Annotated in this window: 10 protein-coding genes; 8 read left to right on the top strand and 2 right to left on the bottom strand. The window is 73.5% G+C overall.

Going from position 1 to position 12,683, the window contains the following annotated elements; genetic code table 11:
• Together BGM09_RS22995 and BGM09_RS22990 are read left to right on the top strand one after the other, a co-directional pair.
• On the top strand, window positions 1–1,029 hold a 1,029-nt coding region (locus tag BGM09_RS22995; RefSeq protein ID WP_223187453.1), incomplete at its 5' end, for an SIS domain-containing protein.
• The gene (locus BGM09_RS22990; RefSeq protein WP_188283565.1) at window positions 1,026–1,898 is read left to right on the top strand and encodes a BadF/BadG/BcrA/BcrD ATPase family protein; all 873 of its coding nucleotides are present in this window, start codon (window positions 1,026–1,028) and stop codon (window positions 1,896–1,898) included. The genes BGM09_RS22995 and BGM09_RS22990, both read left to right, overlap by 4 nt.
• A gap of 61 nt (window positions 1,899–1,959) precedes the next feature.
• Here BGM09_RS22990 and BGM09_RS22985 read toward each other — a convergent pair whose 3' ends face one another.
• The gene (locus BGM09_RS22985) at window positions 1,960–3,978 is read right to left on the bottom strand and encodes an NPCBM/NEW2 domain-containing protein (protein WP_188283564.1); all 2,019 of its coding nucleotides are present in this window, start codon (window positions 3,976–3,978) and stop codon (window positions 1,960–1,962) included.
• A gap of 450 nt (window positions 3,979–4,428) precedes the next feature.
• Between BGM09_RS22985 and BGM09_RS22980 the strand changes: the two genes are divergently transcribed.
• The 6 genes from BGM09_RS22980 to BGM09_RS22955 all read left to right on the top strand — a co-directional run bounded on the left by BGM09_RS22980 (window position 4,429) and on the right by BGM09_RS22955 (window position 11,926).
• Window positions 4,429–5,886 (top strand): UbiD family decarboxylase, encoded by a 1,458-nt coding sequence (locus tag BGM09_RS22980; RefSeq protein WP_317452848.1) that lies wholly within the window; start codon window positions 4,429–4,431, stop codon window positions 5,884–5,886.
• 143 nt (window positions 5,887–6,029) lie between these two features.
• A complete protein-coding gene (locus BGM09_RS22975) occupies window positions 6,030–6,587 on the top strand; it encodes a (2Fe-2S)-binding protein (protein ID WP_188283562.1) in 558 nt (185 codons plus the stop codon).
• Window positions 6,587–9,007 (top strand): xanthine dehydrogenase family protein molybdopterin-binding subunit, encoded by a 2,421-nt coding sequence (locus BGM09_RS22970; protein WP_188283561.1) that lies wholly within the window; start codon window positions 6,587–6,589, stop codon window positions 9,005–9,007. The genes BGM09_RS22975 and BGM09_RS22970 overlap by 1 nt, the downstream gene beginning before the upstream one ends.
• The gene (locus BGM09_RS22965; protein WP_188283560.1) at window positions 9,004–9,921 is read left to right on the top strand and encodes an FAD binding domain-containing protein; all 918 of its coding nucleotides are present in this window, start codon (window positions 9,004–9,006) and stop codon (window positions 9,919–9,921) included. Before BGM09_RS22970 ends, BGM09_RS22965 begins: the two co-directional genes overlap by 4 nt.
• Window positions 9,918–10,772, top strand: a complete 855-nt coding sequence (locus BGM09_RS22960) for an alpha/beta fold hydrolase (protein ID WP_188283559.1) — start codon at window positions 9,918–9,920, stop codon at window positions 10,770–10,772. Before BGM09_RS22965 ends, BGM09_RS22960 begins: the two co-directional genes overlap by 4 nt.
• Window positions 10,769–11,926, top strand: coding sequence for an amidohydrolase family protein (locus tag BGM09_RS22955; protein ID WP_188283558.1), 1,158 nt, complete (start codon window positions 10,769–10,771; stop codon window positions 11,924–11,926). The genes BGM09_RS22960 and BGM09_RS22955 overlap by 4 nt, the downstream gene beginning before the upstream one ends.
• Here the strand turns inward: BGM09_RS22955 and BGM09_RS22950 are convergent.
• Entirely contained in the window at window positions 11,856–12,617 is a 762-nt protein-coding gene (locus tag BGM09_RS22950; protein ID WP_317452847.1) for a GntR family transcriptional regulator, read from the bottom strand. The two genes, BGM09_RS22955 and BGM09_RS22950, sit on opposite strands and share 71 nt — an antisense overlap.
• Window positions 12,618–12,683: the final 66 nt, after the last annotated feature.

Raw genomic sequence — 12,683 nt, 5'->3', positions numbered from 1 at the left:
GCAGAAATGACCGACGGCTTCATCGCCTACGCGGCGGCCCGCGCGACCCAGGCGGAGGCCCTCGCCGCCGCGGTCACCCGGCTGACCGGCGCGGTCACGGCGTCGGCGGCGGCGGGCCGGCTGTCGGGGCCCGGACCGGTCTTCGTCGGCATCGGCGCCAGCCTGGCCGCCGCGTGCGCGCCGGTCTGGGCGCTGCGCAGCCGCGGCGTCCACTCCTGGCGGCTCGGTGCGGGCGACCACCCGCTGCCCTTCCCCGCCAGCGCCCACCCGGTGGTCGGCGTCTCGCAGAGCGGACGCAGCGCGGAGACGCTCGCGGTCCTGGACTCCGTCGACCCGGCGCTACGGTTCGCGGTGGTCAACGTCGTGCCGTCGCCGATCGCGAACCTCGCCAGCGGTGTGCTCGGCCTCGGCAGCATCCCCGACAGCTACGCGTCGACCATCGGCTACACCGCGACCGTCGCCGCGCTCGGCCTCCTCGCCGACGCCTGGGACGGCGGCCGGATCGACGACGGCTGGGCCCGCCTCGGCGAGGTCTTCGCCCGTACCGAGCGCGTCCTGACACCCCAACTGCGCGCGCTGGCACCGCTGTTCGCGTCCGCGACCTCCGCGGACTTCGTCGGCACCGGGCCCGCGGTCGGCTCGGCGGAAGCGAGCGCCCTGCTCTTCCGGGAGGTTGCCAGAATCCCGTCGACCGGCATGAGCACCCGGCAGTATCTGCACGGTTCGATGGAGTCGGCGGGCGGCGGGGTGCACGTCATCTTCGGCGACACCCGCGAACTCGCCGTCGCCGAGACCCTGGCGTACTCCGGCCACCGGGTCGTCCTCGTCACCAGCGAGCCCGTCCGGGGCGGCCCGCTGCTGCACCCCGTGACCGTGCCGCGCCTCCCGGCCGCGCAGCGTGCGATCATCGAAATCCTGGTCACACAGATCCTCGTCGAAGCGGTCGCCGAGGTCAGGGGAGTCGAGGTGGAGGAATTTGTGTTCCACAACTCCGACATCAAGGTCGCGGCCGAACGGCCGGGCGTATGAAAGTCGTTGTCGGCGCCGACGTGGGCGGCACCAAACTCGCCGTCCGCGTGGCGCCGCTGGACGACCCGGCGGCGCCGCCACGCGCTGACCGCACGCTGCCGGCCGACGGCTGGGAGGCGGCGCCGGTCGACACCGCCGCGCGCTGGCTGCTGGAACGGCTGACCCGCGCGGTGCCCGAGGGCGACGAGATCGCCGCCGTCGGGATCGGCGCGCAGGGCTGCGACACCCAGCGGCACTGCGCGCACCTGGCGGCGGCCGTCGAAGCCCTCGGCGTACCCGCCGCCGTGGTCAACGACGCGGCGCTGCTGGTGCCCGCGGCCGGTCTCGACACCGGCATCGGCGTCATCGCGGGCACCGGCTCGATCGGCGTCGGCGCCGACGCCGCGGGCGTGCTGGGCGACGAGGGCGGTGCGCCCGCGATCGTCAGGGACGCCGTCAGATCGGCGCTGGCCGCGTACGACGCCGGGCGGGCCGACGACGGACTGCTCGCGGCGCTGCTCGGCCACTTCGGCGACCCGGACCCGCAGACGCTCGCCCGTACCGTCAACGACCAACCTACGCCCGGCCATTGGGGCCCGGCCGCGCCCGCCGTCTTCCGCGCCGCCGACGCGGGCTCCGCGCTCGCCGCCGCGGTGGTCGACGAGGCGGGCCGGCAGTTGGCGCTGCTGGTCACCCGGCTGGTCGGCCGGGGCGCGGTCGGGGACACGGTGGTGGCCGCGGGCAGCGTCGTCGTGCGCCAGCCGCGGCTCGCCGACGCCTTGCGCGCCCGGCTCGCCGCCGTACATCCTTCGCTGACCCTGCGCCTGCTGGACGTCCCTCCGGTGGCGGGCGCGGTGGCGTTGGCCAGGGCCCGGCACCGTACGGACTGACATGCGCCGGGGGCGGCGGCGCGTGGGAGGGATACGCGCCGCCGCCCCGGGTCGTGGGCGGTCAGGAGCAGATGAGCTTCGCGTCCGCCCAGTCCGCGTGGTCGCTGTCGTTGCCGTCGCCGCCGTCGTCCACGACGAGCCGCACATTCTGCGCGCCGGTCACGTCGGCCGTGAGCGCCTTGCCGCCCATGGCGTTGGTGACCACGCCGCTGTCGGCGACCGTCGTGCCGTCCGCGACGACCGTGAAGCGGACCGTGCCCTTGCCGTTCTTCTCGTCGTCCACGCCGACCGTCGCCGTCACCGTGGAGCAGATGCCGCCGAGGTAGTAGGCGATGTCGCTCGGCGCGTGCACCCCGAGGCCCTTGGTGTAGACGGTCCCGCCGAGCGTGATCGGATTGCCGTCGTCCGCCCCGGTCTCACCGTTGCTGCGGTCGCGTTCGACCGGGCCCCACCCGTTGCTCGACGTCGTCCAGGGCAGGTCGCTGAGGTAGCTGGTCCCCGCGGGCGGCGGCACCTTGACGGCCACGCTGCCGACCAACGGCACCGTGACGGTTCGGCCGTTGACCAGATTGCGGTAGCTGACCGTGCCGGTGACCGGATACGCGCCGGGCTGCGCGTCGGCGGGCACGGTGACCGTCCACGGTGTGGTGAGCGTCCTGCCACCGGGCAGCAGCAGGCTGCCGGTGGCGCCGGTCGCGCGGACCGTCCAGCCGTCGGGGCCGGTCAGCCGTACCTTCACCGTCGCGGCGGGCAGCGAGCCCAGGTCGGTGGCGTACGTGGACACGGTCGCGCTGTGGCCCGGCTCGATGTGGTCGGGTCCGGTGACCCCGGTGTCGAACAGCGGCGGCGCGAGGACCGCGCGCGGGTCGGTGCCGACCCGCAGCAGGACGGTGCCGTGCGCGGGCACGGTCGCGGACAGGCCGCCCGCGCTCTGGTAGTCGGTGTGCGACCACAGGTCGCGTACGGAGTAGTTGCCGCGCTTGGGCAGCCCCGCGGCCTGCGCGGTGGTGGAGATCCGCTGCGCCTGGTCGCCCGAGTTGAACAGCGCCACCGCCCGCTCGCCGTTGGCGAGCTTCTTGCTGAGCACGTACCGGCCGCCGTCGGAGGAGACCACGGTGGCCTGGCTGCCGAGCGAGTCCTGGTCGAGGGCGATGACGTCCTTGTTGCCGAGGATCGCCAGCGTCTGCGGGGTCGCCTTGCGCAGGTCGGTGCCGATCAGCAGCGGCGAGTTCATCATCGACCAGAGCGAGAAGTGCGTGCGGTACTCGGTGTCGGTCATGCCGCCGTTGCCGACCTCCAGCATGTCGGGGTCGTTCCAGCGGCCGGGGCCCGCGTAGGGCGCCAGCGGCATGTTGTCCTTCGCGATGGACAGCATGCTCGTCCAGTTGTCGCTGATGTCGTCCGTGGTGCGCCATGAGTTGCCGACGTCACCGGCCCACTCCCACGGGTTCTGCACACCCCACTCGCACAGCGAGTACACGATCGGGCGGCCGGTGGCGGCCAGCGCGTCGCGCATCGCGGTGTACCGCCTGACGTAGTCCTCGCGGGTGCCGTCGCTGGTGTTGTTGCAGTTGTCGTACTTGAGGTAGTCCACACCCCAGTCCGCGAAGGTCCGCGCGTCCGTCGTCTCGTGGCCGAGGCTGCCCGGGTACCCGGCGCAGGTCGCGGTGCCCGCGTCCTCGTAGATGCCGAGCTTGAGCCCCTTGCTGTGCACGTAGTCGGCGGTGCCCTTGATGCCGTCGGGGAACTTCACCGGGTCGGGGACCAGGCGGCCGTCGGCGTCGCGGGTGTGCGTCATCCAGCAGTCGTCGATGTTGACGTAGGTGTATCCGGCGCTCTTCAGTCCGGAGCTGACCAGGTAGTCGGCGGTCTGCTCGATCAGCGCCTGGCTGACGTCGCAGCCGAAGGCGTTCCAGTCGTTGAAGCCCATCGGGGGCGTACGGGCGAGGCTGTTGTCGAGTGCGGCGGCGGGGGTGGCGGTGACCACCGCACCGGCCGTGACGGCCGCGCCCGCGAGGGCGCCGCCCCACAGGGTGCAGGCGGTGGCGCAGGCGAGCAGCCTGCGGACGAGTCGTGGCATGGAGAATCCTCTGCTCGCGGGGTGGGCGAGGCGGACCGGAGGTCCGCGGATGCGCGCCGTGGAACTGATCGTGTGCGGATCGCTGGCATTTCGACGCTTTGACTCAACGGAACTGAACAGAGTCGAGCAAATTTCTTCGCGGCGACACGTTAGGAGCCGTGCGAGGCCATGACAAGACTTCGGCCAGATTCACCAAAAGTGTCGACACTTCACCGTGTGGGAGCGGGTCGCTGATCCCTGGACAGGAAGTATCCGCACTGCTTCAATCGGGTCCTGACGTTGAGTGTCGACACTTCGCGGGAAACGCGGTGCTCGGTCACCTGGAAGAGGAGGGACCCGCGCATCCTCAGGCGCAGCGGCAACGGTGACAGGCAACTCGCCGCATACCCTTACGACTTCTTCGTCCTTCATCGCGTCGCACTACACATGAGAAAACAGGAGGCGAGTGGCGTGAGGTCCCTCGACGACGTCAACGACCTGAGGACCTGGCTCGAACTGGCCGGGGAACTCGGTGAGGTCCGCACCATCTCCGGCGCGCACTGGGACAAGGAGATCGGCGCCGCGTCCGAGGTCAACTACAAGCGCCCCTCGCCGCCCGCGCTGCTCTTCGACGACATCGAGGGCTACCGGCCCGGCCAGCGGGTGCTCACCGCCAGCATGGCCAACGCCCGCAGGCTCGGCATGACCCTGCGGCTCGGCACCGGCCTGGACGACCGCGGGCTGGTCGAGGCGCTGCGCACCCGCCCCAACGAGTGGGTGGAGAACGCCGGGAAGTACCCCGTCGAGGTCGTCGACCGGGGCCCCGTCACCGAGAACGTGATCACCGCGGCCGACGCCGACCTGCTCGCCTTCCCCGTGCCGAAATGGCACGAGAACGACGGCGGCCGGTACATCGGCACCGGCTGCGCCGTCTTCACCACCGACCCGGCCACCGGCGTCCTCAACGCGGGCGCGTACCGCATGCAGGTGCAGAACGGCGGGCGGGCGGCGAGCATCAACATGGAGGCGGGCAAGCACGGCGCCGCGCACGTCCGCGAGTGGTTCGCCCGCGAGGGCCGGGCACCGGTCACCGCCTCGCTCGGCCACGACCCGCTGCTGCTGGTCGTCGCGGGCACCGAGGTGCCCACAGGACTGTCGGAACTGGAGTACGCGGGGGCCGTGTTGGGCCGCCCCGTCGAGGTGATCCGCGGCGAGGTCACCGGGCTGCCGATCCCCGCGACCGCCGAAATCGCCGTCGAGGGCTGGCTGTATCCCGAACGCCGGGAGCAGGAAGGGCCGTTCGGCGAGTGGACCGGCTACTACAGCGGCGGCACCGAGGCCGTGCTCACCATGGACGTCGAGCGGATCTACCACCGCCACGACCCGATCCTGCTCGGTGCCCCTCCCGGCAAGCCGCCGCACGACTACTCGTACATGCGCAGCGTGATGAAGTCCGCGATGATCCAGGACGCGCTGGTGCGGTCGGGACTGCCCGGTGTCGAGGGCGTCTGGGCCCACGAGGTCGGCGGCGGACGGCAGTTGCTCGCCGTGTCGATCCACCAGAACTACGCGGGTCACGCCCGGCAGGCGGGCTACCTCACCTCGCAGCTCCCGCAGGCCGCGTACATGAACAAATTCGTGGTCGTCGTGGACGCCGACGTCGACCCGCGCAGCCTCAACGACGTGATGTGGGCGGTCTGCACCCGCACCGACCCCGCCGACGACATCGAGACGATGCGGCAGACGTGGGGGAGCAGGGTCGACCCGCTGCGCGCACCCGGCCTGCCGCCGTTCAACACCCGCGCCGTGATCGACGCCTGCCGCCCCTGGACCCGGCTCAAGGACTTCCCGCGGGTCGCGGAGGCCAGCAGGGAACTGGTCGACCACGTGATACGCCGCTGGCCGGACATCCTGGGAGGTGCCAGGTGACAGCCGGGCCGGTCCTCGCCAGAGGACCGGGACGCCGATCTCGCCGCCGCCCTCGCCCAGCCACTGGTCCCCGGCGCACTCGCGGCGGTCGAACGCTCGGGCCGGACGCGTGACCGGACATGACACCGACACGAGGGAAGGCCATGGCGGTCCCGCTGCGCTTCACGCTCAACCACGAGGACGTCGAGATCCACGTCCAGGACCCGACCGCGACGCTGCTCGACGTGCTGCGCGACGACCTCGGTCTGACCGGCACCAAGTCCGGCTGCGCCATCGGCTATTGCGGTGCCTGCACGGTCATCGTGGACGGTGAGGCGGTCCCGGCCTGCCTCCAGATGGCCGGCCTGCTCGACGGCCGCGAGGTCCGCACCATCGAGGACCTGAGCGGCCCCGACGGCCTCGACCCGGTGCAGACCGCCTTCGTGACGTGCGCCGGACTCCAGTGCGGCTTCTGCACACCCGGCCATGTGATGGCGCTGCGCGCGCTGCTCGACCGGGACCCCGATCCCGGCGAGGCCGCCCTGCGCGACACGGTCGACGGCAACTACTGCCGCTGCACGGGCTATGTGAAGATCGTGGACTCCGCTGTCGAGGCGGTCGCCCTCCACAAGGCCCGCGAGGCCCGCGAGACCCGCACCGCGGCGGACGCCCCCGGCGGGGCCGCGCGGTCCACGGGCGCCCACGACGGGGAGGCCCGCTGATGTCGACCACCGAACTGCCCGCCACCGCAACGCCGTTGGAGCGCGCCGTCCTGCCCCCGCTGATCGGCAGCGCCGTCGAGCGGATCGACGCGGTGGAGAAGGTCACCGGCAAGGCCGCCTACGCGGGCGACATCCGGATCTCCCGGATGCTGCACGGCGCCGTGGTCCGCTCCCCGCACGCCAACGCCCGCGTGCTGGCCGTCGACACGACCCGCGCGCGGCGGCTGCCCGGCGTCCACGCCGTCGTCACCGGCGCCGACACCGCCCACGTCAAGTGGGGCGCCTTCCGCCCCGACCTGTACCCGCTGGCCGTCGGCCGGGTCCGCTACGTCGGCGACGAGGTCGCGGCCGTCGCCGCCGTCGATCCCGAAACCGCCCGCCGCGCCGCGGAGTTGATCACCGTCGAGTACGACGTGCTGCCCGCCGTCCTGGACCTGGACGCGGCGCTCGCCGACGGCGCGCCCCTGGTGCACGACGACGCGCCCGGCAACCTCGCGCACGAATTCGCCTTCGACCGCGGCGGCGCCGACGCCTGGTTCGACCGCAGCGACGTCGTGGTCGAGGGCGTCTGGCAGAGCGCCCGTCAGTGGCACGCCTCCATCGAGACCATCGGCTGCACCGCCGAGTGGTCGCGGGACCGGGTCACGATGTGGGTCAACACCCAGACACCGTTTCTGGCCAGACAGCGGTACGCGACCGCGCTCGGCCTGCCGCTGCGGGCCGTCCGCGTCGTCCAGACCGAGGTCGGCGGCGGCTTCGGCGGCAAGTCGGGCGACGACAACACCTCGGTGATCTGCGCGATCCTCGCCCGCGCCACCGGCCGCCCGGTACAGCTCGTCAACACCCGCGAAGAGGAGTTCCTGGCCAGCCGCCCCCGCATCCCGATGCGCTACCACGTCCGCCTCGGCTTCACCTCGGACGGACTGGTCACGGCCAAGGACATCGACCTCGTCGCGGACAACGGTGCCTACACCGGCAAGGCGCAGGCCGTGCTCGGCGCCGCGACCGTACGGCACGACGCGCTGTTCAACTACCGCGCGGTCCGCGCCCGTTCACGCCTCGTCTACACCAACCTCGTGCCCACCGGGGCCTTCCGCGGCTTCGGCAACCCCTCCGCCGACTGGGCCGTGGGGCAGGCATGGGACCTCGCCGCCACCGAACTGGGCATCGAGGTGCCCGACCTGTTCCTGCTCAACGCCGTCGAGGCGGGCAGCGTCTCCCCGCACAACCACCGCATCGGAAGCTGCGAACTGAAGCAGTGCATCCGGCGCGCCGCTCGGGCCATCGGCTGGTACGACAAGCGCGCCCGCCCCACGCCGGGCCGCGGTCTCGCGATGGGCGTCAGCGTCCACGTCTCGGGCCGCCGCAGCTTCGGCGACTACGACGGCAGCTCCGCGATCGTCCGGCTCACCGAGGACGGCCGCGCCACCGTCATCGTCGGCGAGGGCGAGATCGGCACCGGCGCCCGTACCACCCTCGCCCAGATCGCCGCCGCCGAACTCGGCCTGCCCGTCGCCGACATCAGCGTCACCCGCCCCGACACCGACCTCACCACACACGCCCTGGGCGCGCTCGCCAGCCGCGTCACATACGTGGCGGGCAACGCGGTCAAGCGTGCGGCGGAGCAGGCGTGCGTCCGGCTGCTGGACGCCGCATCCCGCCAACTCGGACGTCCCGCGTCAGAGTTGTGGGTCGAGGACGGCATGGTGCACGCGCCCGCCGCCGCCCCCGGAAGCGGTGACGGCGACGGCGGTCGGATCCGCGAGCCCGTCGGGGCGGTCGTCCGCGCCGAGTTGTACCGGCCCGGCGGCGAACCGATCGTCGGGCTCGGCTCCTTCGACAACCCCTCGGAGTTCCCCGACGGCCTCCGGTACGGCAACGAGTCGGGCGCGTACAACTTCGTCGCGGAAGCCGCCGAGGTCGAGGTCGATCCGGCGACCGGCGCCGTGACCGTACTCGAACTCGCGGCGGCCGTCGACTGCGGCACCGTCCTCAACCCGCCGCTCGCGCAGGGCCAGGTGGAGGGCGCCATCGCCCAGGGCCTCGGCATGGCCCTCACCGAACGCTTCGACTGGCACGACGGCGCCCCGACCCGCCCCACCTTCATGGACTACAAGCTCCCCACCGCCGGGTTCATGCCGAAGCTCCACATCGAATTCGCCGACTCCTACGAACCCACCGGGCCCTTCGGCGCCAAGGGCGTGGGCGAGATCGCGCTCGACCCGGTCCCGTCCGTCGTGGCGAGCGCGGTCGCGGACGCGGTGGGCGTCCGCGTCCACGAACTGCCGATCACGGCGGAGAAGATCTTCTGGGGCATGCGGACCGGAGCCGAGGACCTCGGGAAGGCGGGCGGCCCGGACGCCGGCTCACCGGCTGGGGCGGACGCCGGGGCCCGCACGGAGGAAGGCGACCAGCGATGACGACGCTCGACAGCGGACCCGCGCCCGCCGCGTACGACCGCCCGCAGGTCAGGGTGCTGATCCCGCGGACCCTCGACGAGGCGCTCGGCCTGCTCGCCGCGGACGGCGCGGCGGTGCTCGGCGGCGGCGTGGCGCACACCCTGCGCCGCCACGACCGGCACCCGTCGCGGCCTGACACCCTGGTGTCGGTGGCCGCACTCCCCGAACTGGCCGCCGTCACCTGGTCGGAGCGGCACGTCACGATCGGCGCGGGGGTGCGGCTCGAAGCGGTCGGGGCCGACGCGCGGCTGGCGCGGGTGTGGCCGGTGGTGACCGAGGCGGCCGGTTCGGTGGCGACCGCCCGCATCCGCCGCATGGTCACCCTCGGCGGCAACATCCGCGCCGCGGACGACAGCCACGACCCGCCCGTCGGTCTGGCGGCGGCGGGCGCCGAACTCACCGTCCGCAGCGCCCGGTCGACCAGAACCCTGCGCGTCACGGACATCGCCGACCTGCGCGCCGACGAGCTGATCCAGGACGTACGGCTGCCGCTGCCGGGGGACGACGGCACCGGGGAGTCGACCGGCTCCGCGTACGAGAAGTTCCTGGTGCGCGGGGTGTGGGAGTACGCCTGCGTCAATGTGGGGGCGGTCGTACGGGTCGGCGGCGCGGGGGAGTCGCGCGGGCTGAGGCTCGCGGTCGGCTCGGTGACGGGCGGTCCTGTGCTGATCGACCTGGCCGGCCTCGCCGCCGGCCACGCGGGACCGGTGGACGCCGCCCTGGCCGAGGAGGCCGCCCGGCGCGCGGCGGCGAGCGTGCGCCCGTACAGCGACGTACGGGGCTCGGCGGCCTACAAGTCGCACATGATCGCGGAGTTCGCCCGCCGGGCCATCACACGAGCGGCGCTGCGCGCCGCGGAAGGAGCGGACCGATGACCGTCACCGACCACGCCCACGAGGGCGAGGCCAGGACACGGGACGGCGTCACCTTGTCGTTCACCCGGCACCCGGTCCCGAACGGCCAGAACGCCCCGGACGCCCCGCGCGTCGTCTTCGTGCACAGCCTCGCGCTCGACCGGTCCCTGTGGGCCGCGGTGACGGACGCGCTGCGCGGCCGGGCCGACATGGTGACGTACGACTGCCGCGGGCACGGCCGCTCCGACCGGCCCCAAGGCCCGTACAGCACCGGCCAGTTCGCGGACGACCTCGCCGATCTGCTCGACCACCTCGGCTGGCGGGACGCCGTCGTCGTGGGCTGCTCGATGGGCGGCTGCGTCGCGCAGCACTTCGCCGCCCGCCACCGGGACCGCACGCGCGGCGCGCTCCTCATCGACACCACCGACTGGTACGGGCCCACCGCGCCGGAGGACTGGGCGGACCGCGCCGCCGCGGCCCGTGACAAGGGCCTGGCCTCGCTCGTGCCCTTCCAGCTCACCCGCTGGTTCGGCGACGAATTCCGCGCCGCGCGACCGGAGTTGATGACCCGGCTCGGCGGGATCTTCACCGCCAACGACCTCGCGGCGTACGCGGCGACCTGCGCCATGCTCGGCGCCGCGGACCTGCGCGGGACCGCCTCCGCGATCCCGTACCCCGCCACGGTGCTGGTCGGCGAGGACGACGCGGCGACCCCGCCCGCGATGGCGGCCGACCTCGCCGCCCGCATCGGCCAGGGACCCGCCGTCGTGGTCCCCGGCACCCGGCACCTCACCCCGCTGGAGAATCCGGCGGTCGTGGCCTACGCGCTGACGGAGCTGCTGGACCGCGCGCCGGCGGGGACCAGATCATGACGGCCCCGGAGACCGGCTCGGCGGGCAGCGCCCCGAGGACCGCCCCGGTGATCGATGTGCACGCGCACCACGTGGGCCTGGAGGCCGTCGAACGCATCCAGGCGGAGGGCGCCGAGCACGGCGTACGCCTCATCACCTCCGCGAACGGCTCGGGCGGCGTCACTCGCGTCGAGGTCAACGGGCGGCCCAGCGGCCTCCCCCTGATCCCGCCGCTCAACGACGTGGCCGCCCGCCTGGCCTGGATGGACGCCGCGGGAATCGACGTCCAACTGGTCGCACCGTGGATGGACTTGGCGGGCTACGACCTCGACGGACCGGCAGGGCTCTGGCTGGCCCGCGTGCAGAACGACTCGCTGGCCGCGCTGGCCGCCGCGCACCCCGGCCGGTTCATGGCCGCCGCGGCCGTACCGTTGCGGCAACCCGCCCTGGCGGCGGCCGAGTTGCGCCGCGCCGTCACCGAGTCCGGCCACCGGGCGGTGCAGATCGGCGCCCGCGTCAACGACCTCGGTCTCGACGACGCCGGTCTCGACGTCTTCTGGGACGCGGTGGAGGAGCTGGACGTCCCCGTCATCGTGCACCCGGCCGAACTGGACGTGCCCGAGCGGGTCCGGCGGCTCTTCCTGCACATCCTGGTCGGCAACCCGGCGGAGACGACCCTCGCCGCCGCGGCCCTCACCCTCGGCGGCGTCCTGGAACGCCATCCGGGGCTGCGCGTCCTGCTGGTGCACGGCGGCGGCTTCGTCCCGTACCAGATCGGCCGCCTGGAGCGCGGCTTCACCGCCGCCCCGCCGGCCTTCCGCGCCGCCGGAACGCTCGGGCCGCGCGCGCTGCTCGACCGGCTGTGGTTCGACACGGTGCTGCACGACACCGACGCGCTGCGGCACCTGCTGGGCTTCGCGGGACCCGGACACGTCGTCCTGGGCAGCGACTACCCCTTCCCGATGCGGCTGGACCGGCCGGTCCGCGCGCTGGACGCGGCGGGCCCCGACGCCGCCGGGCGCGCGGCCGTACTGGGCGCGGCCTCGCTCTTCGGCGCCGGCCCGGTCGCCGGGACCGCCGGGACCAACGGAACCGACCGGCAGGTCAGTCCGGCGAGCCCGGCCACCCCGAGCGCTCCACCGCCGCCAGACCGCGCAGCACGATGGACCGCGTGAGCGCGGCGGCCAGTTCCGCCTCGCCGTCGGCGTACGCGCGCACCAGCCTGCGGTGGTCCTCCACCGACGTGCCGAGGCGGCCCGGCAGGGAGAGGCTGAGGTGACGCAGGTGCAGGGTCCTGATACCGACCGAGTCGAGGACGGCCCGCACGGTCTCGTTCCCGGCCAGCCGCGCCTCGGTGTTGCGGAAGTCCACGACCAGCCAGAAGTACCGCTCCAGGTCCCCGGCCGCCGCGGCCTCCTCAAGACGGGCCTGGACGCCGTCGAAGACCTCGATCTCACCGGCCGTGCGGTGGGCGATGATCCGGCGGCTCACCAGCCCGTACAGCTCGGACCGCAGCTCGTAGATCTCCCGGACCTCGGTGAGGCCCAGGCGGCGCACGCGGGGCCGCTTGCGGGCCGCGATCTCGACCAGGCCCTCGCGCTCCAGGGTCTGCAACGCCTCGCGCACCGGGGTCCGGCTGCTGCTGAACTGCCGGGCGAGTTCGACGGAGTTGAGGTCGTCGCCCGGCTTCAGCCGGCCCTCGATGATCGCGCTGCCGACCGAGACCAGGATCCGGGCCGCCACGCTGTCCAGGTCCTCCGACCGGCGCAGCACCCGCAGGATCTCCCGCTCACCGGCCGTCAGCGCCGGGCCGGTCGCACGCTGGGCGTCCCGGCCCTCCCCGTTGACCGCCATCGCGTCACGCACCGCCTCTCCGCTCACGGCCGCCCGCCCTCGCCCGCGGGTTCTCCCGGCACTTCGCGGGCTCTCCTC

The organism is Streptomyces sp. CBMA29 (assembly GCF_014596445.1).
Taxonomy (GTDB): Bacteria; Actinomycetota; Actinomycetes; order Streptomycetales; family Streptomycetaceae; genus Actinacidiphila.
The sequence above is the reverse complement of the archived record's forward strand: the minus strand, read 5'-3'. Positions and strand labels throughout refer to the sequence as shown.